Origin of the sequence: Marinobacter salsuginis (assembly GCF_009617755.1) — a bacterium.
GTDB classification, from domain to species: Bacteria; Pseudomonadota; Gammaproteobacteria; order Pseudomonadales; family Oleiphilaceae; genus Marinobacter; species Marinobacter salsuginis.
In genome coordinates this window covers 53925-77600 of record NZ_BGZH01000002.1, presented here as the reverse complement: position 1 = coordinate 77600, position 23676 = coordinate 53925, and the positions used below count along the sequence as shown (strand labels likewise).

Below are 23676 nucleotides of genomic sequence, written 5' to 3'. Positions count from 1 at the left end.
GTGGAATCGGTACTACGGAGAAGGGCCCCTCTTTATTGAATACAATCGAGTTTTCGAGAGGCGGCAGTAAATCCAATGAGAGAGAAAACATCTTCAACAGAGCCTTCATACGATATCTCCAAGTCACGCGTTGAAGATTGCACCGCAATTTCTAGGCCTGCCTTCATCTCCGCAATCAATTTGGCTTCTTCGTTAATTGACGTTCCTGTCATGGTGCCGTCAAACGACAAGTCGCTGAAACGAAATCTGTGAACTTCATTGTCATCAATTCTTACGATCAGCTCAGCACGATCATTATCTGATATCAATGGACTAAAGGAATGTTGATACACCAACGCCATTTCGCCTCCTGAGCACGCAATCATCAATATCCGATTGAGGCGGTTCGAAGATTTAGTGGCAATTATCTGAGTAATACGGTCCGTGAATTTGTCAGTCTCAGAGCCAAATTCCCACTGGGACTTTGGTGGCGATTTCTTTTTACTTTCAGGTCGGGTTGTAATTGCTACGCACGAACTCTCAGAGGTACAAAGTTCCTTTAACTCTGACTTTCGAAAAACTCCTCGAACCACATAACGACCATCCAATTCTATATCATATTTGTATCCAGTCGGCCTGGGGCTTGAATACACGCCGTACCCTGTTCTCTCGCCCATTGACCAGTTTCCTACATAGACATCTCCTGCCCATTTAGTGGTGGGACCCCATGAATATGTGCCATAACCATGTGGGTCTCCATCCACGATGGTCCAGTCGATCCATTTGCCCATCCGAACGAGTGGAGGATGCCTTCGATGTAAGTTTTCAGCAGATCTCGCTGGGCTACCTGGTGCTTATTTCGGGAGATCTAGTGATTTCTTACGGCTTTTGGGCGAAACGGGAGAGATTTATGAGGGATAGTATTCCTCGACATCAAGCCAACTCATTGCCTTTGTTCAGGTTTTAACTTTTTTAGAGCCGGCGACGTAGAGCCCCTAATGCCCTCCAAACAGCTAACCGACTGCAGCTACAAGAATTCTGCTGAGTTGCTGTCATTTTATTTTTTATTGACCATCCGGATAGTATGTGCTTTATTGGTAAAAACGCGCAGTCGCTATCAACAAAAACGAGGAGAACGAACGATGCTCGAACGAGAGGATTACGAAGAGTTTCGCAAGGCGGTGAGGCGCCTAGCCGAAACCAAAATTCAACCCTACGCCGCGGATGTCGACGAAAAAAAGCGATTCCCTGAAGAGGCACTTGCCGCATTCAAGGAATTGCAACTGGTTGCGCTGCCCTTCGATGAGAGAGTTGGTGGCCAGTCTGGGGACGTGCTGGCGCAAAGCATCTGTTTAGAGGAAATTGCCCGCGTATGTGCGACCTCGTCGCTGACACTGATGGTGATTTGGGCCGGGCTTGGACCGATAGCATCGTTTGGTTCGCCACAGTTGATCGAAGAGGTTATGAAGCCGGCAATTAATGGCGATACCGTTGCATCCATCTGTCTGACCGAGATTCATGGGGGGTCTGATGTCTGGGGCGCTCGTACTCGCGCCCAATACCAGGATGGTCAGTGGGTAATTAATGGCCAAAAACGCTACATCACCAATGCCAGCCGCTCTGACTGGTACTCGGTTCTAGCGCGAACCGGTGAAGATAGCTTTGGTGTGTTCGCGGTGCATAAATCTGACCCCGGCCTTTCGTTTGGCAAGCTGGAATCGAAGATGGGGGTGCGAGGTAGCCCCACTGCTGATGTGATTTTCGAAGATTGCCGCGTCGAAGATTATCGGCTCCTTGGTGACTCTAAGGAAGGTCGACAGTACATCACTGATTCGCTGGCCTACACTCGGCCGCTTATCGGAGCTCAGGCGCTCGGGATTGCCCAAGGGGCGCTTGATGCTGCCATCAAGTACGTGAAAGAAAGAGAAGTGTTTGGCCAGCAGGTGGCGCGCTTTCAGATGATCCGCGGCACTATTGCCGATTTGGCAACGGAAATTGAAGCTGCTCGCCAACTTCTCTATCGGTCGTGTCAAGCGGTCGAAAACAAGGAGCCCGAGGCCCGCACCCTAGCCTCCATGGCCAAGCTATTCTGCAGCAATGTCGCCATGAAAGTGGCCACCGAGTCAGTGCAGCTTCATGGCGGTGCGGGTTATCTGACTGATTTTCCCGTGGAGCGCATGATGCGCGACGCGAAAATCACCCAGATATACGAAGGAACCAGCGAGATCCAGAAATTGATCGTCGCAAAAGCCATGCTTTCTGATTGAGACGAAAAACATGATTGCTCAAATTAACTATCTGACCAATATTCGCTTGGGAGCAGGCGCAATAGCTTCACTGAATGATGAATTGGCAAGTATGAAAGTGAGTAAGCCGCTGATCATTACGGATGCTGGCCTGGTTTCCAGCGGCCTCCTTGATAAGGTTAGGGCAACTGCCAAGCTTTCGGACAGCGTTGCTATTTATGATGGCACTCCAGCTAACCCGACTGAAGCGGCTGTAGAAGACGCTTTACACGCCTATCGTTGCGACGACTGTGATGGCATCGTTGCAATCGGTGGCGGTTCCAGCATAGACCTTGCCAAAGCTGTTGCGTTGCTCGCAACTCATGAGCGGCCACTGCGCCAATATGCAGCGATTAATGGTGGCGTTGCCAGAATCGGCCCAACCGTTCCCCTCGTGGCAGTACCAACTACAGCAGGAACTGGAAGCGAGGTAGGCAGGGCGTCCCTTATAACGCTAAACGATGGCCGTAAACTCGGATTTTTATCCCCTTACTTGATCCCGGACTTGGCCATCTGCGACGCCGAACTGACCCGCTCACTTCCGGCCGGGCTAACCGCAGCAACCGGGATGGATGCCATTGCCCACTGTGTTGAAACTTACCTGAGCCCCAAGATTAATCCACCGGCCGATGCCATTGCGTTGGACGGCCTCCGCCGAGCTTCGAAGTATCTGATTCGCGCCGTAAAAGACGGAACTGATATGGAAGCACGAAGTGAAATGATGATAGCGGCCCTGGAAGGTGCGCTGGCATTCCAAAAGGGTTTGGGGGGCGTGCACTCTATGTCCCACGCTCTTGGTGGCCTGAAGGAGCTTAAGCTGCACCATGGAACCCTGAATGCGGTGTTGTTGCCACCTGTATTACGTTTTAACCAGAGTCATTGTGGTGACAAATTTGACCATCTCAAGGCCGCTATGGGCCTGCCAGGCGATGCCGACCTGCCAGCAGAATTTGAGCGCTTGAATGCCGAGCTGGGCATGCCAAAGAATCTCCGTGCAATGGGTGTGCCGGATGAGGTGCTCGAGGACATGGCTCAGTTTTCCGAAGAAGACCACTCCACCGCTACCAATCCGCGTCCAGCATCGGCTGAGGACTTTCTCACCATGTTACGAGAAACCATGGGCTGAGCTTGTGATCGTGAGGAGTTTGATATGACTGAGCAGAACTCAATCCTGAAGGGCACCCGCGTTTTGGATTTAACTCGTCTTGCGCCAGGTCCGTACGGCTCAATGTTGCTAGCAGATATGGGGGCAGAGGTTATTGTCATCGGCGGAGGTCGTTCCGGCTTACCAATTGACAGCTACCGTCGTGGCAAGCGCTTTATAAGCCTTGACCTTAAAAGCCAAGAAGGTCTGGAAGCCTTCCGCCTGTTGGTTGCCGATGCAGATGTTTTGATGGAAGGCTTTCGTCCTGGTGTTATGCGCCGCCTGGGCCTCGACTATGACTCCCTCAGGCAATACAACCCGAGACTAGTGTACTGCTCTCTGACAGGCTACGGACAGGATGGTCCGCTCGCTCAAGAGGCAGGTCACGATATCAACTATGTTGGTCTGTCCGGTGCCCTTGGCGCCATGGGCCCGGTCGAGGGACCACCGGCACTGCCATTAAACATTATTGCGGATTTTGCCGCTGGTGGACTCTACGCCGCCTATTCTATCCTCGGAGCCCTACTGGAAAGGGAGCGCTCGGGACTGGGGCAGTTCCTGGACGTTGCTATGGTAGATGGCTGTCTTTCCTTGATGATGATGCACTACCAGGATTGGGGTAAGGCGGTGTTGCCTTCTCGTGGCAAAGGCCTACTGACTGGAGAGGCCCCTTTTTACAGGTGTTACGTCTGCAGCGACAGCAAGTACCTGGCAGTTGGGGCTTTGGAAAGTGCGTTTTTCACTAATCTGTGGCGTGGACTGAACCTAGAGCAACCAGTGCCAGATCACATGGATCCGGACACTTGGCCCGCAATGACCAAACAGTTCGAGCGAATATTTGCTGGCCGGTCCCGGGACCACTGGGTGGAGCACTTTAGGGGCCTGGATGCCTGCGTTTCACCGGTGTTAGCGCCAGATGAGGTGTTCAAACACTCGCATGTGCAAGCTCGGTTTCCTGGCAGCGACACCTATACTATTCCAGCCATTCCTCGCTATTCCAGAACCCCAACCATGCCGGGTGTCACTGATGGCACGGACATTTCGCATACGGTCCTCCGAGAGATAGGTCTCTCAGAAGTGAAGATCAACAAGGCCGTCCCTGAAACCTCGAACGTGACAGGGCTGGTGTGGCCACCGGTTAAACCCATTCAACGCTGAGACTGAAGGGCTTGGCCGTCACAAAAGCTCATAACAACAAAAACCGGGCGGAACTCCGTAAAGGGGAACCGGCCAACTACGCAAGACGAAAGGAGATCAACAATGAGAAAGCTCACAAACCCTATCAAGGTGGCTATTATCGCCGCCAGCGTAAACCTTGCTGCCGGTAGTGCGATGGCCGCGGAATTAACCTGGAAAATGGCTACGCCCTGGGGCGGTGGTCCCTGGCTGGAGCGAGATGCTAAAGGCTTTGCCAAAAATGTGGAGGAGCTCACCGGCGGCCGCATCACGATCAATGTCTTCCCGGGCGGTACCCTGTCTAATCCGCTAAAAGTCACCGAGGCAGTGAACCGCGGTGTTGTTGAAATAGGGCACAATTGGATGGCCTATGACTGGGGCAGGGATCGAACCACCGCGCTTTTTGCAGGCTATGCGGGCTCACCAACCCCAGAAGGTTACCTGATGTGGCTCTATGAGGGGGGCGGCTTGGAACTCTGGCAAGAGTACCGCGATGAAGAGTTCAATGTAGTGTCATTCCCCTGCGCGATAATCGGTACAGAGATTTTCCTGCATTCAAATAAGAAGGTTCAGACCCACGAAGACTTCAAAGGTCTGAAGATTCGCACTTCCGGCGCCTGGGCTGAGATTGCGTCCGACCTTGGCGCTTCCACTATTGTGATGCCGGGAGCCGAAGTGTATACGTCGCTTGACCGGGGTGTAATCGATGCCACTGAATGGGGGAGCCCAGAGATCAACAAGCCGACAGGTTTCGTCGATATAGCTAAGTATATAGTTGTACCGGGCATGCACCAGCCTGGGGGGGTCCTGGAGTGCGAAATCAACAAGAAGGTCTGGGCGGGTCTTTCCAAAGAAGACCAGCAGGCAATCGCCACAGCTGCAAAGCTCTCCATGTATGAAAGCTGGAGTGCTGGTGCCAATGCTGACCTTTCAGCATTCAAGGAGATGACCGAGGGTGACAATGAAGTTGTGCACCTTGATCGGGACTTCATGGCGACAATTGAAGAGGCCACAACTAATTGGGAAGACAAGCAGGCTGAGGACAATGAGTGGTTCGCCAGAGTACTGAATTCTCTGAGGGATTTTGAGGGTCAACTCGCTGTCTGGCCTCAGTATCGCTTCCCCATCGGCGGTGAGCAGTAAAAGCAGGGTGTGAAGCGGGCCTCTATCTCTGTGAGAGGCCCGGCATTATCAAAGACACGATGCTCTCGGCCCAACCTAGGTTCTTGCCCGGGGCATCGGCATTAGGGTATGCATGATGAATGTTTCCAGCTACCTCGGAAAAGCCGTGGATGCGTTGTCGAAAGCAGCTGCGCTGATCGGTGCATTACTGATCGTGCCGCTGATTGGTTCGTTGACCTATGAGGTCGTTAGCCGCTACATCCTGAACACGCCAACAGTCTGGGCGTATGAAATGAGCTACATGCTCATGGGATCAATTTTTCTGTTGGGCATGGCGTACGCGCTGAAGGTCCGCGAACATGTCAACGTCGATATCTTTTATGGGATCTTGCCGCCACGAGGCAAAGCGACCATGGACATGATTGGCTTGGCAGTATTGTTAGTGGCACTGATCTGGATCGTTGACGCGTTATTTCAGTATGCGCTGGAGGCCTATGAGTATCAGGAAACCTCCGGAGCTTCCGGTTGGAACCCCCTGATCTGGCCGTTCCGAACAGTCTGGGTTATCGGGTTCGGTATACTGACGGCGCAAACCGCCGTCGAATTGGCGCGTTCTATTGCCATCCTGTTTAAAGGCGAAGGTGAGTCAGGGGTGTGGCATGAGTGAATACATCGGATTCTGGATGTTCCCGGTTCTCCTGATTTTCCTGTTGGGCGGTTTCCCCATTGCATTGTCGATGATTTGCACCGCGTTTATTTTCGGTGTGATTCAGTTCGGCGGTTCTGCATCGTTCCAGCTGATTTCCCAGATTGATAGCGTCGCGGGCAATTCGGTGCTGGCCGCAGTACCGTTATTTGTCTTCATGGGAGCCTTCCTGGAGAAAAGTGGCATCGCATCGAAGTTGCTTGAGGCTATTCATATCTGGACCTGGCGACTACCGGGAGGCATGGCCCTCAGCACTATTATTATGGGAGCTATCTTTGCTGCCATCAGTGGTGTAGTCGGTGCCACAGAAGCTGTGATTGGCTTACTAACCGTACCGGTTATGTTGAAACATGCCTATGACAAGCGATTGATTTCCGGGACCGTGTGCGCCAGTGGGTCGCTAGGTACGGTAATTCCGCCTTCCATAACAGTGATCGTGCTGGGGCCGGTTGCCAACGTTTCGGTGGGTGAACTCTTTGCCGGTTTGCTGCTGCCTGGGCTGATAATGGCTGTGCTTTTCGGTCTTTACGTGGTCGGCATTGCCATTGCAAAGCCGGCTATGGCTCCACGCGCGATAGAGGGCAGCCCCGAGTATAGCCTTGGGCAGAAACTGAGAATAACTGCAGTGGCGCTAATTCCGCCTTCGATACTTATCTTCGCCGTGCTCGGTAGCATCCTTATGGGCGTAGCTACACCCACGGAGGCGGCTGCCTGGGGTGCGTTGGGAGCGGTTGGTTTATCAGCTATCTATCGTACGTTTACTTGGCATCTGTTCGGTAACGCACTGATGAAAACTCTGCTGATTACTACGATGATCCTGCTCATCGTTCTGGGCGGCAGTATGTTTGCGGGGGTCTTCTTCGCATCTGGCGGTATGCTCGCAATCCAGACTCTGCTGAATGACCTCGGTATCCCAGCCTGGGGTGTGATTGCACTGATCCTGCTTCTAACATTCTTAGCAGGATTTGTCCTCGACTTGATTTCGGTGGTGCTGATCGTCATCCCGATTGCTATGCCGCTGGTGCTGAACCTTGGATTCGACCCTATTTGGTTTTGTATTGCTTTCCTTGTGGTACTGCAAACCAGCTATCTGACTCCACCCATGGCACCGTCGATATTCTATCTTCGAGCGGTAGCGCCGCCGGATATTACCCTACGCCATATGTATAGTGGAGTAATTCCGTTCATCATTCTTCAGATCATTACCTTGGCGTTGGTGCTGGCATTCCCTGAGCTAGCGACCAGGTTGCCAGAAGTGCTGCTGGGTTAAATGTCCGAGGCTGAACTTTTTAAAAATAGACCAGCGGTGGCTATCCGCCGCCGCAACATTCTAAGGAGGTCATCATGACTGTATCAGGACATCAATTGATTGGTCAGACTAGCTACCGGGGCGATCAAGCTGCCATTGAACCAGTTAACCCTGCCACCGGAAAGCGCTTGGAGCCAGACTTTCCCGGGGCCAGTGAAAGGGATATTGAACAAGCCTGCAGCCTAGCTTTGGAGGCCTTTGATGAGTACCGGGAAACTTCTCTGGAAGCTCGAGCGAGTTTTCTCGACACTATCGCCACAGAAATCGAGGCCCTAGGTTCTAGTCTGATTGAGCGCGCCGTGGCTGAAACTGGACTGCCGAAGAGTCGGATTGAAGGCGAGCGAGGCCGGACCTGTGGTCAGCTCAGATTGTTTGCCTCGGTGGTGCGTGCCGGTGAGTGGTTGGACATTAGGGTGGACTCCGCGTTGCCGGACCGCAAGCCGATGGCTAGGGTTGACTTACGCCAAAGGCAAATTCCCGTTGGGCCGGTCGCGGTTTTTGGTGCGAGTAATTTTCCTTTAGCATTCTCGGTCGCGGGCGGCGACACGGCATCAGCGCTGGCTGCAGGCTGCCCGGTCGTGGTCAAGGGGCACTCTGCACATCCTGGTACATCTGAGTTGGTTGGTAGGGCAATTCAACAAGCGGCTAAGACCTGCCAGATGCCTAATGGAGTATTTTCACTTCTGTTCGGTGCCGGCAATGTCATCGGTAAGGCCCTTGTGGCCAACTCCTGCATCCAAGCGGTTGGGTTCACTGGATCCCAGCGCGGCGGGATGGCCCTTACATCGATTGCGCAACAGCGCAGAGTACCGATTCCGGTATTTGCAGAAATGAGCAGCATTAACCCCGTATTCCTGATGCCGGGAGCTGTTGCGGCTCGGGCTAGCAGTATCGGTAAGGACTATGTGGCGTCGCTTAATATGGGCGCGGGTCAATTCTGCACTAATCCGGGCTTAGTAATTGGTTGTCGCGGGGAAGACTTTGATGTATTCAAGCAAGCTGCTATGGATGCCGTAACACGAACAGATGGTCAGACTATGCTCACGCCTGATATACACGCGGCCTATACACAAGGCATCGAGCGCTGGTCTGACCATGCCGCCATTAAATGCTTGGCGAGTGGATCGCAAGGAACAACCCCCAATAGCTGTCAGCCTCACTTGTTTGCCGCTAGTGCCGCCGATTTCCTCGCAGACGAGGCATTGCAACGGGAGATTTTCGGTGCCGCATCCCTGATCATAGAGTGCGAAGGGGTTGAGGAAATGCAGCACGTCGCCTCCAGCCTAGAGGGGCAGCTCACCGCCACACTGCACATGGACGACGACGATCTCGAGCTTGCACAATCGCTGCTCGCGACACTGGAGACCAAGGCTGGTCGAATACTGGTCAATGGTTGGCCGACAGGTGTAGAGGTTTGCCATGCAATGGTTCATGGAGGGCCTTTCCCGGCCACCTCTGATAGCCGCACAACATCTGTCGGAAGCGCGGCTATCCGACGTTTTCTCCGGCCTGTATGCTACCAGAATTTTCCGGATGCTTTGCTCCCGCATGCCCTGAAGGAGGCCAACCCTTATAAACTGAATCGCTTGTTGGATGGCGAGCGGGAAATATGGGGTGATAAACCTTAAGTAAGGAACCAAGCCGCTAGTCGTGGCAGGTAGTAGTCACGATTTAGCGGCGTTTTCAACTTTATGTATCATGGGCGGGTTATTTTCGGCGCGAGCTATACTCCGCTTCATCCAAGAGTTTTATTCACGTAGGAAAAGAAGTTGACTAAAACTGGGAAGAAACTCAACAAAAACGAAATTTCTCGCGAACGCAGCATGAAGCGACTGACCCAAGCTGCTTTCGAATTGTTTGTGATACGTGGTTATCATGCCACCAGCCTTGAGACTATTTCGTCAAAAGCCGGCCTAACTAAAGGTTCGGTTTATTTTTACTTTGGCAGCAAGGAAAAGCTGGTCTTGCAAATGTTTGATGTTCTACGTGAGGATCTTGTGGATGGTCTAGTAGCCACTCTAAGGAATCCTGTTGGCAACCATGTGGATCGGATTATCCGCTACATCCACGAGGGTGCTGACTTTGGCGCGGAACGACCCAACGAGCTGCTCTTCATGATCCAGATGGCCATTGAATTCGCACGTCAGGATAACGACATTGCCAAGGCCATCAGGGAACTCTACGGAGATGTACATAAGGCCGTAGAAGAAGTGGTCCAAGAGGCCCAGGCAGTTGGTGCGATGTCGTCAGACATTGATGCTCGCTCATTCGCCTCCATGATCGTGGCGGTCCACGATGGCATGATGCTGGAATGGCACCTGCGTGGCGCTGAGATCAGCGGTCCTGATCTGGTTAAAAACGTACGGCACATGTTACTGCACGGTATTGGCTAAGCATTCCCGCCGATTTTGGCCAATGCTATTTATCCCGGGTCGATAAGCTTCTTTAGGCTGATGCCGGCAGCTTTGCGATCCCAAGTGCTGGATTGAATGCCACGCTCTGAAAGCTGTTTTTTCTTCACTTTGTTGGTGGGTGTCCTGGGCAGTTCGTCGGTGAGCTCTATATAGCGGGGCACCATGAAGTGGGGCAGCGTCTGAGCCAGGAAGCTCAACAGAGCCTGTGGTTCAATGACGGCTTCTTCCATGGCTACGATGTAAACTAGGATATCGTCGTCGTTTTCATAGCCCGACGGAACGCCTATCGCCACGCACTCTTTCACACCGGGAAAGTCAGCCACTGCCGCTTCGATATCAAACGATGATATGTTCTCTGCTCGGCGGCGGATACGATCGCCCTTGCGATCGACGTAGAACAGGTTGCCGCTACTATCCCTGACAGCGATATCTCCGGTATGGAACCAAAGGTTGCGCCATGCGCTCACCGTTTCCTCTGGCATGCCCATGTAGCCCAGCATGGTAGTCCAAGGGAACCGGGGCCTAACTACAATTTCACCTGCCGTACCATCTGGTATCGGTCGGTCTGTTTCCGAATCGACGAGTTCCACGTCATACCACTCTGTAAGCACTTTTCCGCAGGAGCCGGTAATCGCTGGAGATTGCCTCGAGGTCCAACATGGGCAGCCAATTTCACTCATACCCCACATTTCAATACCTTTAACGCCAAACCGTTCTAGGAAGGCATAACCATGGCGTTTGGGCAATGGGCAGCACATCAGGCGTGTGAGAGCGTTGTCCGAATCTTCCCTCCGTGCTGGCTCAGCCTGGATCATTTCGATCATCGGTCCGTGGGCAATACTTATGGTTGCTCCGCTTTCCCGGATGCGATCGAGCCAGCTTTTAGCATCAAACTTTCGGTCAAGGACGAGGGTTCCACCAGCGGCAAAGATGGCGAGTACTCCCATGAACTTACCAGCAATATGAAACAGGGGATGAGCACTGTAGAACACGTCAGACGAGTTCATGCCGGTTTCCCCTGCGGTGGTGTGAGCCAATAGACAGACATGGCCATGGGGCATCACCACGCCTTTAGCGGGACCGGTGGTGCCAGACGTGAACACTACAGACGCCGCATCAGAGGGCAGGATCTCTGGCCAGGTCTGCTCCTGTGGTCTAGGCGTGGCGATGAGGTTACGGTGATGCCGAACGTCGATATTTCCCTTGGCCTCGAACCCTTTGGCCAGTTCGGTAGGATCAGCTTCCGAGTTGTCGATAACAACAACCTGCTGGACGCTCGAAAAATCAAAATTCAGTTCGGTAATAAATGGAATCAGATGAGCATCACTGACAATTAGGCTGGGTTTGGCCAAGTTGAGGACATGGGCCAAAGAGTTACCGCGATACCCAGTATTCGCTGACACATCGACCGCGCCAACTAGCGCAGCGGCCATCCATGCGTGTAGGGCCGCGATGCTGTTGTCAGCAAAGACCAGGATTCGGTCACCGGGCTCGATGCCTACCTGAAGGAAATGCGCTGCTAACGCCTCCGCATGGTCCATAAACTGGCCATAAGTCTCCTTGTTACCCGAGACGTCGCGGGCAAAAACTGCCTCGGGTGAGGCCCCCACACGACGTGCAGCGACTTTTGGTAATGTCCACTCAGAGAGCGAATCCGGAATTGCGAATTCAGATAATTGGTCATTTAGAAGCATAAAGCGTCTCAGGCTATCAGGGCGTGTGTTGAGAACTAAATTAACAATCAATAATTGTCAAACTGAGTTGCGCATACCATTTAAATACTATACGGTTAGTAAGTAAATAGGGATGATGGAGAAAACAATGCAACCACTTTCTGGGATCACGGTGCTAGAGCTTGGCATGGTTATGCAGGTGCCTCTTGCCGGGCAGATGCTTGGGGACTACGGCGCCGACGTGATTAAGATTGAACGGCCGCCCCGAGGCGATATTATGCGGGATCTCGACGAAGTCGGTACTGCCCGAGAGGATATGAGCTGTTACTACGCTGCGGTTGGTTGTAATAAGCGGACCCTGTGCCTCGACCTGAAGCAGGCTGAAGGTCGAGAAGTCCTTGGCAAGCTGATTGATAAAGCCGATGTGCTAATTCACAACTTTCGGCCCGGGGCTATGGAGCGACTGGGTTTTGGTTACGAGGAAGTTTCCAAGCGTAATCCCAGGCTAGTTTATGCCGTTGGTTATGCCTTCGGCGCTAGAGGTCCCCTATCAGGGATGCCGGGCCAGGATATGTTGGCGCAGTCTCTCAGCGGCTTTGCCATGAACGGGGTGGAATCCGGTGACCGTCCCCGTTTAACTGCTACCCCGACGGTTGACTATGCCACGGCAGCGTCATTATCGCAGGGAATTCTGGCGGCTCTGATGGGTCGGGAACGGACTGGCAAAGGAGATCTGGTTACCACCTCTCTGTTTGATGTTGCCATTGCCATGCAACTGCTTGAGGCCTCCAGCCGTTCGATGTACAGCTACCGCACCGACTGGGTTCAGTACGCCATGATCTTCAAGACCTTGGATGGGTGGGTCACTGTTCTCACTTTGTTCCGAGACAACCCGCTACAGCTTATGTGCACCGCGTTTGACGAAGACGATATGAGCACTGATCCGCTGCTAGCCACAGCAAGTCTACAACGTAAGCATGCCCACATAGTTCAGGAAAAATTCGGGCCGGTGATGGAACGATACACTACCGCTGAATGTGTCGAGCGGCTATCCAAGACCGACATTCTGTGTGCGCCGGTGTTGGATCTGGACGAGACCCTGAAGCATCCACAAACCCTTCAGAATGATATTTTGCGGGAGGTGGACATACCAGGCCATGGGCCAGTTCAACTGGTTGGCAATCCAGTAAAACTGGCCAGTCAGGTTAAACAAAAGCCACGGCCGCCCGCCGCTCTGGGCGAATTTTCACGTGAGATTTTGAGTGATTTTGACTACACCGAAAACGAGATCAGAGGTTTCCTGGAACGTGGAGTCATTAACTGACTGATCATCAAAGACAATCAAGAGGGGCACTAACTTATGAACGGTAAACCGCCATGCGGCAATGACGAAAACCGCTTGTTGGATCAAACCATTGAAGGTCTAGTGGAGCGAGCGCGTCTCACTTTAAAACAACCGCTAGCTGGATTTCCCCACTACGCCGATACGACAACCGGAGAGTGGACTACCACGGAAGATGGTTTTTGGACTGGAGGCTTTTGGCCCGGCGTACTCTGGTTGAGTGGTCACTATTCTGGCGATTCATCACTCTGGCAAGCGGCCGAGGAATGGGTAGAGCGCCTGGAGCCGAGGGTTGATTCTGATTCGGTGTTTCGGGGCTTCCTGTTCTATTTTGGATGTTCTGTTGGGGCGGATCTTGCGGGTAGCAAGAAAGCCGAGACACTTGCGTTAGCTGCGGCCAACAGCCTGTGCGCTACCTTCCGCCCGAATATCGGTCTGATGCCCTTGGGTACAAAGGCGGAAGAGGCCCACACGGTCGGCGAGAACGAAACCAATATCGACAGCCTATCAGCCAGTTTAGTGCTGGCTTGGGCTGCGGAGAAGACTGGTAACGATAAATTTAGGGATGTGGCAATCCGCCACGCCCTGACCAATGCTGAATTTTGCGTTCGCGAGGATGGCTCAGTATGCCAATCCGCTAGTTTTGACAGCCAAACAGGCAAGTTGATCAAAACATACACCCACAAGGGCTTCAGCCCGAACTCTACCTGGGGGCGCGCTCAGGCTTGGGCCATGATGAGCTACGCTTATCTATCAGCGTTGTATCCGGAAAATCGTGAAATCCGTGACTACGCCGAAAGAGTCTGCAGATGGTGGATTGAGAATGTACCCGATGATGGAGTGGCTTACTGGGATTTCGATGCGCCTCAGGAAACTGGAACTCCAAAGGACACCTCTGCAACCTCCATTGCCTGCTATGCTCTGCTTACACTGGCTACTGTCCTTGATGATCAAGAAGTCGCGCAGGAATATCAAGGAAAAGCTCGTGCCACAGTGAAGACCCTTTGTCGTGACTACGTTGCGACCATTCCAGGGGGCGCAGGTACCATTCCCCCCTTGGTGCTAACACGAGGTTGCTTTGACCCAATGCGTGGTGTTGCCATTGAGCATGAGCTGATTTGGGGCGACTATTTCCTATTGCACTGTTTGGGTTTACTGACTGGTCGCTTGCCCACGAAAAGACTTGGTTGATACTCAGGAGCTTGAGCGTGGCTGAGTCTTGAGGTATTCGCTGAATATTCCCGAATATTTGTCAGGCAAATACCTCTAAGGTCTGGCGTGGACGTTAACCGGGGTGCTGTACTCGCTCGAAAAAAGCGGAAAAGCTAGGTTTTGCCATTAGATCGTTGAGGCGTACCAGCTACTTGAAACCTCGATACGCGCTATGCTCTATGCAGTATTCAGGATTGTGATGTCGTCTACGCAATGTCAAAAAAAGCACCGCAGGATTCTGTTATCCAACAGATTGAGCCGTGCACCACTGCTCCGGAGAAACAGTTGCCTGATGGTATAAGTGAAGAAGGTAATTGCCGGGCATCAGGATGCGCCGACGATTGACTATCAATAAAGCCAAGTAAGTAAAGTCGCTTTCCCCGAATTTTCTGGACCCGTTCGGGGGAGCGCATTAACGCTCGCGGAAACTCACCTGTTTTCCTGAAGCTATCTTTAATGACGCGGTGTATGTCGATAATCTCGCGAAGGCTGGCCTATTACTGTCTTAAATAGGTGGTCCTGCACGCAGTTTTTCAATGTCAAAGGTGTTAAGAACCACTTGTTGGCTGACAGGTTTATACGGAGTCTTGAAAACAGCTAGGCGCATGATGGAATTACCGGACGCTTGCTAACCATCTGTTCCAGGAGCCACATAAAGTTGGCCGCTCCGAACACGTTGGATGACCTAGTTCGGGAGTGGTGGTCTCTCAACCGCGTCGAGGCTGGATCACAGGTATTCATCAACACATGCTAGACCCCGAGGATCCCTGGCCGGAAGGTTATCGACTAAGTGATACATGGCCGTCTTTTGGCAAAAAAGCTGAGGGTGAATGAGCGGTAACGTCTCGTCATGACACAGTACTAAGTAATTTGTAAAAAACAAGTTTAGCAAGTGGAGTTTTCAATGATTGAGACCAATAACCTAGTCGAGCTATTGCCCTGGAAAGAGCTAATCGAAAGCCTGAACGACATCTTTCAGCAGGAATATAACTGCCCGATCCGACACCATCATGGAATCAATGTTCCGGGGAGTGACGAAGCTACATTGCTACTGATGCCATCATGGATCGATGGGCAATATATTGGCGTTAAGCAAGTCAATGTGTTTCCGGGTAATCACCGCCGGGGCATGCCGGGGCTATCCAGCCATTACCTATTGAGCTCTGGCGAAACTGGTGAGCTGCTCGCCCGCTTAGATGGCAATGTGATCACTGCCAGGCGCACCGCCGCTGCCTCGGCACTTGGTACCAGGTACTTATCTCGGCCTGATAGCAAACGTCTGTTGATGGTGGGTGCCGGTCGGGTTGCAAGGAACGTGGTGCCGGCTACCGCGAGCATTAGACCTATCGAACACGTCGATGTATGGAATATCTCAGAAGACAACGCAGAAAAGTTTGTTTCCGAACTCAAAGGCCAAGGATACAGCGCAAGGCGTGTCGATCAGGGCTCACTGGAAGAAGCCGTCGGGCAGGCCGATATCATTAGCTGTGCCACGTTGAGCAAAACCCCGCTGATTCTAGGTGACTGGGTTAAAGAAGGTACCCATGTCGACTTAATCGGCAGCTTTACGCCGAAGATGCGTGAGGCCGATGACACCTTGATGTCGAAAGCTCATGTGTTTGCCGACTTCAGAGAGGCGGCGCTTCAGGAGACAGGAGACCTAATTGATCCTATCCGGAGTGGTGCGATCAGCGAAGCCTCCGTAGAGGCTGACTTCATTGATCTTAGCAAAGGCGTTCATGCTGGTAGGGCAGGCTTGTTAGGTGGTGATAAGGCCATCACCGTATTCAAGGCGGTGGGTTCATCAATCGAAGATCTTGCGGCGGCGATCCTTGCTTACAATAAATTGATCGCCTAATGGCGGACGTGGCTATACCAAAGGTGCACCCTCCACTATGAGTCTGTCGTTCCTATCCTCCAATGTAAATTGAATGATTCTCCTTTAGGTCGGAGCTCTGCTTCGGCCTCTTTTTTATTGGGGCGTCCTGTCATTCCAAGTCGAGATTGAGATTCTATCTCACGAAACGTGGGTTTGGTCCAAGCCATTGCGGAGGGAGGGCCCGCCAAGTATCTGCTGAACTTGCTACTCAGTGGCGACCTTGACCTGGTTATTGGCCGCTTGAGCGACAGCTCCATGTTTTCGGGTTGTAGTTCGAATCGCTCTACGGCGATTCGCTCCGGCTGGTGGTTCGTGCTGGCCACCCACTTGCCGGCTGCCCCTTGGAGACAATTGTAAGTGGCCTATCAGAATTTGCCTTGGTCTTACCCACTCGGGAAACCAGTATTCGACAGCAAGCCGACAGCCTGTTGCTGCAAAATGGTGTGCGTCTTCCTTCCAGCTGTGTTGAGACGCTTTCCACTGCCTTGGCCCGCAGCTATACGTCCAGATGTCTGACGCGGTATGGATTGCGCCAGAGGATGCTGTTCTGGCCGTCGTCATTGGTTACTTCTGTTACTTGGTTCTGAATGGTAGTGGCGGTCGAAAATGATCCTCTTGAAATAGCTTGTTTAGGCCTTTGGCGGTTCGTATCTGCCCGGTGGTTATTCCCATGAACTGAACGCCGACCGGCTAGAAGCATTTCTAGCCGGTCGTTTCAATGGTATCGTTCGACCCGGATTCATCGCTGACTCGCTTAGAAAGGATACTGAATGCCTTCTTCCATTACGCTGATCCATAGGCTGGTGGTGAACTCATCTATATTGGTAGGCCCTCCAAAACAACCGCTGTTGCTGAGTGCAGATGCTCCAAAAATCTGAATGTTCGCTTTGCGACCGTAGCTTCAGTTTTGAACCTCCGCCGATCAACCTTCGGCACGCCGCATTCCGTTCTGATGATTTTAGGACAATTTTAGGCGTATGGGGACAATTAGTGGGTCCTACGATCATCGGCCTCATAACCGTCGTTGGTTCGAATCCAGCCCCCGCTACCAAATTCAAAAAAGGCAGATCAGTTAGTCACTGGTCTGCCTTTTTTGTCGCGATATTAAAAACTTGTTAGCGAAATCGCCCGTCCAAAATTCCGTCGTTCTGGGGTATGCTTCGGGACTGAGTTTCCGAAACCATCGTTTGATGAATAAAACAACATAAATGGAGCCTCCGATGAGTTCAATGAAGCGCCTGCTTGCCGCGTTTGCATCCTTTGCAGTTATGTCCAGTGCCGCCGTTGAGGCCCGCGATTTTCGCCTCGGCTTGATCACGCCACCGCCCCACATCTGGACCAAGGCAGCCAACGAGTTCGGGCAGGATCTGAACGAGAAGTCCGGAGGAGAGCATTCGGTAGCGGTTTTCCCGGCCAGGCAGCTGGGTAACGAGGCGCAGATGGTTCAGCAGCTGCAAACGGGCGCACTGGATATGGCGTTCCTAACCATTGCTGAAGTGTCCAACCGGGTGCCGGATTTCGGCGCGCTGTATGCGCCTTATCTGGTCGACAACATTGACCAGGCCGCAGAATTGTTACGCTCCGACGAAGCTAACAAACTTCTGGACCAACTGCCGGCCAACGTTGGCCTGGTAGGTGTAGGTTATGCCATGGCTGGAATGCGCCAGGTGCTCAGCCGGGATGAGGTTTCCGGTCCTGCCGATCTTGAGGGCAAGAAGCTACGCATTACCCCGTTCGAGCCCATTCGGGATTTCTACAACGCCGTCGGCGCGGCACCCACGCCGTTGCCACTTCCTGCGGTCTATGACGCGCTGGCGAATGGCCAGGTTGACGCCATCGACATGGATTTCGACTCCATCCTGGTGCTCAAGTTTTACGAGCGCGCCGACCACCTGCTGATTTCCAACCACATGATGTTCCCCATGGTGGGCGTGGTATCTGGCAAGGTCTGGCGTGACCTGGGCAACGAAGACAGACAGCTCATCCAGGAAACCATGAAAGCTCACCTGAATGCCGTGATGGACAAGTTTGTGGCCCAGGAGAAGGACCAGGAACAGCAGCTCAGAGAGCTGGATATCACCGTGAGGAAGGCAAACCGCAGTGAATTCGCTGACGCCATTTCCGCCTGGGAAGACATCTGGGCTGAGAAAGCCCCGTCTCTTGGTATCCTGCGCAACGTCGCCGAGGACATCAAAGCCCAATAATCCGGGCGATGCACCATGCTTAAAGCTGTTTCGGATTTTGTCGCACGCATTGAAGCTGTCATCGCCGCATCGCTTGCCGGTGCGGTGACCCTGCTGATACTTCTTAACATCGTCACTCGTTTTGCCGGTTACGCCATCTACTGGGTGGATGAGCTGGCGATCTACTGCATGATCTGGATGACTTTCTTCGCGACATCCGTGCTGCTCAAACGGCGGGAAAGCGTTGCCGTGGGTCTGCTGACCGAGTATGTAAAAGGTGGAACCCGAACCGTACTGGCGAAAATTAGCGACCTGATGGTGCTTCTGTTTGGCGGCATTCTGGCCTGGCTCAGCTGGCGCTGGTATGACCCGGTCACGCTATATCAGGTGGGGTTTGACCTGGAAAGCTTTCAGGCAGAAACCTTCAACTTCATGTACGCGGAGAACACCAGCACCCTGGGCATTAAAAAGTTCTGGGTGTGGATGGTGCTGCCGATTCTGTCGATTACGTTGACCATTCATGGTTTAGCTAATCTTCTTTGTTTCGAGGCCGCCCCCGAACAGAGCGGGGGTACGACATGACCGCGGTTGTCTTCGCCGTTCTGTTGTTTTTGGCAGTGCCGATCTCCCTGGTATTGGCACTGACGGCGCTCTGGTATATCTACGATTCGGGTAACACCGTGCTGCTGGATTCCTACTTGCAACAGCTATTCGGCGCTATCCAGAGCTATGGACTGCTGGCGATACCCCTGTTCATGCTCGCCGGCGAATTGATGAATGAGGGTGGCCTTACCAGCAGGCTGGTGAACCTGGCGCGCATCCTGGTCGGTGGGTTCCGCGGAGGCATGGCTTATATCAACCTGGTGGCCAACATGATGATGGCGGCCATTATGGGCTCTGCTGCCTCACAGATCGCCATGATGTCTCGCGCCATGGTGCCTGCCATGGAGAAAGACGGTTACGAAAAGCCTTATGCCGCCGCCATAACCGCTGCCGGGGGATTGCTCTCGCCCATTATCCCGCCGTCCATGCTGTTCGTGCTGTTTGGCGTTCTGGCCCAGGTACCGATTGCGGATATGTTTATTGCGGGCATTATTCCAGGGCTGGTGATGTCCTTCCTGTTTTTTATCGCTATCAGCCTGCTCGGCCTGAAATACCAGTATCCGAAAGGGAGCTGGCCAACGCGCCAGCAGGCTAAACAGTATTTCCTGATGGGCATCCCGGCGGCGCTTATCCCGCTGATCATCATCGGCGGCATCCTCACCGGGCTGGCCACGCCCACAGAATCAGCCGCGCTGGCTTCAATGGGTGCGCTGGTGATTGGCAAATATGTTTATAGAGACCTCAAATACAAAAACCTTTTCGGAGTTCTGAGGCGGACCGCCTTCAATTCCGGCATGGTCATCATGCTGATTGCCGCGGCCGGCGTATTCGGCTGGGTGATCATCTTCGAAAAGATCCCGCAAAGCGCGGCCAGCTGGATCGCCGCACAAACCACAGACCCTTTCATGTTTCTGATGCTGGTCGTGGGTATCCTGCTGCTGGTGGGCATGGTGATCGATGGCATTGCCGCACTGATATTGGTCGTGCCGATCCTAATGCCCATAGCGGAAGCTCAGTTCGGCATCAGCGCTTACCAGTTCGGCGTGGTGGTGTGCCTGACTTTGGTTCTTGGCTTGCTTACGCCACCGGTTGGTGCGGGCCTTTATATTTGTTCCGCCATGACCGGCGCATCGCCGATGGCTATTTTCCGGGCTTTGCTTCCGTTCCTTCTGGCAACTATTCTGACGCTGGTGTTGATCAGTTGGGAAGAGGGGTTGGTGCTGGCGTTGTTGTAGGTAGCACCTGATTTACATAGAGGCACGCTCTCGCAGTTGAGTATGGTCTCCAGTCATTTCGAGGTATGCTATATACCTTCCTTCATTTCTTTCCCTGCTTATCTTTCCCTGCTTAGACTTTTTTCCAGTAGCTCACGCCGCTATCGCCCTTTCCGGGCAAATTTTTGCCTTGCTAGTCAGTGATTTCCCCTCTTTATTACCATTCCCTGACGGGAAATTGACATTTTCGTAATTAGGAAAATGACCGTCATCACATCGATAATCGTCCACGTTTTATACAATTTTACAAAGTCGACGATATATTGGTGTTAATTGCATATGAAACGCGTCATCAAAGTGTCACAGGCATGGATTGCCGCGTTTATTCTGGGAGCACTTCTCACAGGCTGTGGGGGTGGTTCATCGGGTAGTGCTGGCACTGCATCACCGGGCGATTCCGGCGGTTCGGTTGGTTCAGGTAATCCGACTGATGGCGGCAACGTTGGTGGTCAGGATCCATCTCCTGAGCGTTCCGCAGTGCTGAGCTGGAGCGCGCCGCTTACTCGCGTGAATGGCGAGAGCATTCCGATGGGCGAGCTCGACAAATATGTGATTCGTTACGGGCAGGATGCCGAAGAGCTGAGCGAAGAGGTTGTCGTTATCAATGCTCAGGCCGAGGCGGAAATGTCCTACGAAGTAAGCGGGCTGGACGTGGGTACCTGGTATTTCACCATTCAGGTTCAGGATACCAACGGGCTGATCAGTGAGCCCTCCGATGTTGTAAGCAAGTCTATCCGGTCCTGAGGCGGGGATTCCCGGCCTGAAGTTTGAAGTCTCAGGCCAGCGGATCTGCAATTGGAAGTTTCAAGGTGAAGGCAGAACCTTCACCCGGTGTCGATGACACCGATATCTCTCCCCTGTGTTTTTCCACGACGGTCTTTACGAACGAAAGCCCCAGCCCGGTACCGTGTACTCCGGCCAATTCCGAGCTCTTCTGCCGACGGTAGCGGTCAAACAGGTGCGGCAGTTCTTCCGGATCGATGCCTGTGCCTTCGTCCGCGATCGTCAAACAGGCCTGGTGACCGGCGCGGAAGACCTGAATGCTGACGTCGGATCCACTCGGGCTGTATTGAACCGCATTGGTGAGCAGGTTGATAACGGCCCGCTCCAGAAGCTCCGCGTTGCCTTTCAGCCAAAGATCTTCGGTGCCCTGAAGCTGGAGCTGTATCTGCTTCTCGATGGCCTGTTCGCTGACGCTATCACGGGCATTCTCCACGATGGCCAGAAACTCGCATTCGTAGAACCGGGTTTCTGTCAGCTGTTCGGCTCGTGCCAGTTGTACGAACTCCTCCGCCAGGTGATAGCTTCGTCGGGCCAGCCGTCCCAGCTGGTCCAGTTGTTCCTGTTCAATGTGGCTAGGGTCTCGTTTCAACTGTTCGATCAGGGCAAGCTGTGAAACCAGTGGCGAACGTACGTCGTGGGAAATAAAGTCGATGGCTTCGCGGTGCTGGCGCTGCTGTTCCCGCAGTTCCGAAATGTCCGAAATGTTGGCAATGATGCCTTGTTGGTCAGTGTCGGGCAGTGAAAACGGCGCGAAATGAATCAGAAAATCCTTGTCGCGAATTCTCAGATCCACGGTTCGGCTCTGTTGCAGTGTCAGGGTATCGGAAACCGTTTCGTGCCAAGGCGGCGTTTCCCGAGGGTCATGTCCTTCGAGCAACCTGACCAGGGGCAGGCCTGCAAGGCTCGGCATGGGTTCGCGGAACCACTCTTCAATATGGCCGTTGGCAAAGCGGATAACGCCCAGTTCGTCGGTAACAATGATACCGTCGGGCATGCGCTCGAAGCTTCTGCGAATAAATTGTTGCATGTGATTCAGCCGATCCGTGGCGATACGCACCCGCTCAATTCGCGCTGAGATATTTTCGCTGGGTCTTGCGGTTGAATCCGCCAGTGCAGGCTGCTCCAGATGAAGTCTGCGCAAGTAGCGCTGGACAGCTTCGCGGCCGAGATCATTGGGCAGCATCAGGCCCAGGTGATAGCGGGTACCGGCGCGCAATAGCTGAATCCAGCTGCGGTTGCTGTCGTGGAACCAGTGGCCGGGGGTCAGATCAGAGGGAACATCGGCCAGGGACAATCCGCGGGCGGAAAGAACCTCGTTCTCCTTGAGTAAAAGCCAGCCAGTGGGCCGGAAGAGGGCTTGAAAGTGCTCCAGAAGTTGCGTTGGGTTTCTTCCCGAGGGTGCGGGCAGGGCAACTTGCGGGCTTCTGGCAAGGTCGTCCAATTGCCGGTTAAGAAAACGATTGGTCATGGCGAGCCTGAGGCCGCTTGAGACTGGAAAGGCCAGGAGCGGCACCAGCAAAGCGTTCGCCAGGGGAATCCACCATTTCAGCGCCAGAAGCATGAACAGATAGAGACCGACCAGTCCGACCAGAGCCGCTGCGCAGGCGAGCAGAGTGCGTGCCGGGCGCATCGGAGGCAGGGCGAGCGCGAGGATCAGAATGGTTGTTAAAGACAGAAGGGCCGAAGCCCATTCCGGTGCCGGGCGAATCAACAGCCCCTGGGTTCTGGCGGAGAACACGTTGGCGTGAAATTCAACACCGGCCATAGGTCGACTCAGGCCTGAGAAAGGTGTTGGCAGTATGTCTCCGAAACCTGCGGCTGTGGCGCCGACAAAGACGGTTTTGCCTCTGAAACGTTCAGGGGCTGGCGGTTGTGTAATAACCTCTGCAAAGGAGTACGACTGCAGGGAGCCGGCACCACCGATCAAGGGGATGGCCCGATACTGATCGCGAACATTGACATAGGGAAGGGCCTCTTCCGTCCCCGAATTTTGTGGCCCTATCCCGCTAGCGGCCAGCGCTAGGCTCGGCCAGAGCTGACGACCCAGGCCATTAAACAGGTAGAGACCACGCGCAACGCCGTCGCTGTCCAGTTCCACGTGAGCGTGGCCCAGCCCCTTGGCCGCTGAAGCCAGTTGTCCAACCGGCAATTGTTCGCTCAACAGGTACTGGGATGTGGGGGGAGACAGATAGACCGGCAGGATGACGTTGCCATGGCTGCGCATCTGTTCTGCCAGTTGCTGGTCATCGGGTGACGGTTCTGCAAACAGAATATCGAAGACAATGGTTTTGGCGCCTGCCTGCTCAAGTTTGGCAATAAGCTCTGCGTGCAGTGTGCGAGGCCATGGCCAGCGCCCGAGGCGGTTCAGACTCAGCTCATCAATGGTTACCAGTACTACCTCGTCCGAGGCATTTACAGGATTTGAAGTAATGGCCTGATCGTAGAGCAAGAAATCAAGGCGCTGGGGCAAATCCGTGGTCTGGATGAGCAGAAGGAGCGCCAGCAGTATCAGGCCCAGAGTCCAGGGGGTCGTTTTAATTGGCAGCCAATCCCGGTTCATGAGCCCTGCTGTGTGTTTCGTTCGATCAACGG

At 53.4% G+C, this 23676-nt stretch carries 18 protein-coding genes and 2 pseudogenes; 17 read left to right on the top strand and 3 right to left on the bottom strand.

The genetic code is table 11. The annotated features are described in order from the left end of the window. Positions 1-32 precede the first annotated feature (32 nt). Complete coding sequence (locus GJU83_RS11620) at positions 33-770, bottom strand: MORN repeat-containing protein (RefSeq protein WP_153634617.1); 738 nt, start codon at positions 768-770, stop codon at positions 33-35. 207 nt (positions 771-977) lie between these two features. Between GJU83_RS11620 and GJU83_RS11615 the strand changes: the two genes are divergently transcribed. The 9 genes and pseudogenes from GJU83_RS11615 to GJU83_RS11580 all read left to right on the top strand — a co-directional run bounded on the left by GJU83_RS11615 (position 978) and on the right by GJU83_RS11580 (position 10114). Beyond that, a complete protein-coding gene (locus tag GJU83_RS11615; RefSeq protein WP_227514608.1) occupies positions 978-2246 on the top strand; it encodes an acyl-CoA dehydrogenase family protein in 1269 nt (422 codons plus the stop codon). 13 nt (positions 2247-2259) lie between these two features. Next, positions 2260-3390 carry a 4-hydroxybutyrate dehydrogenase gene (locus GJU83_RS11610; protein ID WP_141697245.1) on the top strand — a complete coding sequence of 377 codons (1131 nt, stop codon included), beginning with the start codon at positions 2260-2262 and terminating at the stop codon, positions 3388-3390. A 24-nt stretch (positions 3391-3414) separates the two neighbouring features. Beyond that, positions 3415-4566 carry a CaiB/BaiF CoA transferase family protein gene (locus tag GJU83_RS11605; protein WP_083231873.1) on the top strand — a complete coding sequence of 384 codons (1152 nt, stop codon included), beginning with the start codon at positions 3415-3417 and terminating at the stop codon, positions 4564-4566. A 102-nt stretch (positions 4567-4668) separates the two neighbouring features. Beyond that, positions 4669-5727 (top strand): TRAP transporter substrate-binding protein DctP, encoded by a 1059-nt coding sequence (gene dctP, locus GJU83_RS11600; protein ID WP_069184889.1) that lies wholly within the window; start codon positions 4669-4671, stop codon positions 5725-5727. A 112-nt stretch (positions 5728-5839) separates the two neighbouring features. Next, a complete protein-coding gene (locus GJU83_RS11595; RefSeq protein ID WP_227514607.1) occupies positions 5840-6373 on the top strand; it encodes a TRAP transporter small permease subunit in 534 nt (177 codons plus the stop codon). After that, on the top strand, positions 6366-7682 hold the full coding sequence (locus GJU83_RS11590) for a TRAP transporter large permease (RefSeq protein WP_069184887.1): 1317 nt from the start codon (positions 6366-6368) through the stop codon (positions 7680-7682). Before GJU83_RS11595 ends, GJU83_RS11590 begins: the two co-directional genes overlap by 8 nt. A gap of 74 nt (positions 7683-7756) precedes the next feature. After that, positions 7757-9349, top strand: a complete 1593-nt coding sequence (locus GJU83_RS11585) for an aldehyde dehydrogenase (NADP(+)) (protein ID WP_069184886.1) — start codon at positions 7757-7759, stop codon at positions 9347-9349. Between the two features lie 195 nt (positions 9350-9544). Further along, a pseudogene (locus GJU83_RS19210) lies at positions 9545-9679 on the top strand (TetR/AcrR family transcriptional regulator); the annotation flags it as partial. A gap of 12 nt (positions 9680-9691) precedes the next feature. Further along, entirely contained in the window at positions 9692-10114 is a 423-nt protein-coding gene (locus tag GJU83_RS11580; RefSeq protein WP_227514609.1) for a TetR family transcriptional regulator C-terminal domain-containing protein, read from the top strand. A gap of 29 nt (positions 10115-10143) precedes the next feature. Here GJU83_RS11580 and GJU83_RS11575 read toward each other — a convergent pair whose 3' ends face one another. Beyond that, positions 10144-11829: an AMP-binding protein gene (locus GJU83_RS11575; RefSeq protein ID WP_083231872.1), complete on the bottom strand. Its 1686-nt coding sequence runs from the start codon at positions 11827-11829 to the stop codon at positions 10144-10146. 127 nt (positions 11830-11956) lie between these two features. On the opposite strand from GJU83_RS11575, the gene GJU83_RS11570 reads away from it, so the two are divergent. The 8 genes and pseudogenes from GJU83_RS11570 to GJU83_RS19080 all read left to right on the top strand — a co-directional run bounded on the left by GJU83_RS11570 (position 11957) and on the right by GJU83_RS19080 (position 21045). Continuing rightward, entirely contained in the window at positions 11957-13132 is a 1176-nt protein-coding gene (locus GJU83_RS11570) for a CaiB/BaiF CoA transferase family protein (RefSeq protein ID WP_167352720.1), read from the top strand. 36 nt (positions 13133-13168) lie between these two features. After that, entirely contained in the window at positions 13169-14341 is a 1173-nt protein-coding gene (locus tag GJU83_RS11565; protein ID WP_069184883.1) for a glycoside hydrolase family 88 protein, read from the top strand. A gap of 738 nt (positions 14342-15079) precedes the next feature. Then, positions 15080-15196 (top strand): annotated as a pseudogene (locus GJU83_RS11560) (hypothetical protein); the annotation flags it as partial. Between the two features lie 70 nt (positions 15197-15266). Further along, positions 15267-16220, top strand: coding sequence for a bifunctional Delta(1)-pyrroline-2-carboxylate/Delta(1)-piperideine-2-carboxylate reductase (gene lhpI / locus GJU83_RS11555; RefSeq protein ID WP_069184882.1), 954 nt, complete (start codon positions 15267-15269; stop codon positions 16218-16220). A gap of 1241 nt (positions 16221-17461) precedes the next feature. After that, a complete protein-coding gene (locus GJU83_RS11550) occupies positions 17462-18445 on the top strand; it encodes a TRAP transporter substrate-binding protein (protein ID WP_069184881.1) in 984 nt (327 codons plus the stop codon). Positions 18446-18460: 15 nt separating this feature from the next. Further along, positions 18461-19006 carry a TRAP transporter small permease gene (locus tag GJU83_RS11545; RefSeq protein ID WP_069184880.1) on the top strand — a complete coding sequence of 182 codons (546 nt, stop codon included), beginning with the start codon at positions 18461-18463 and terminating at the stop codon, positions 19004-19006. After that, complete coding sequence (locus GJU83_RS11540) at positions 19003-20262, top strand: TRAP transporter large permease (protein ID WP_069184879.1); 1260 nt, start codon at positions 19003-19005, stop codon at positions 20260-20262. The genes GJU83_RS11545 and GJU83_RS11540 overlap by 4 nt, the downstream gene beginning before the upstream one ends. Before the next feature lie 318 nt (positions 20263-20580). Further along, on the top strand, positions 20581-21045 hold the full coding sequence (locus GJU83_RS19080; RefSeq protein WP_227514606.1) for a fibronectin type III domain-containing protein: 465 nt from the start codon (positions 20581-20583) through the stop codon (positions 21043-21045). Positions 21046-21076: 31 nt separating this feature from the next. On the opposite strand, the gene GJU83_RS11530 is transcribed toward GJU83_RS19080, so the two are convergent. Beyond that, positions 21077-23644: a CHASE2 domain-containing protein gene (locus GJU83_RS11530; RefSeq protein WP_069184878.1), complete on the bottom strand. Its 2568-nt coding sequence runs from the start codon at positions 23642-23644 to the stop codon at positions 21077-21079. Positions 23645-23676: the final 32 nt, after the last annotated feature.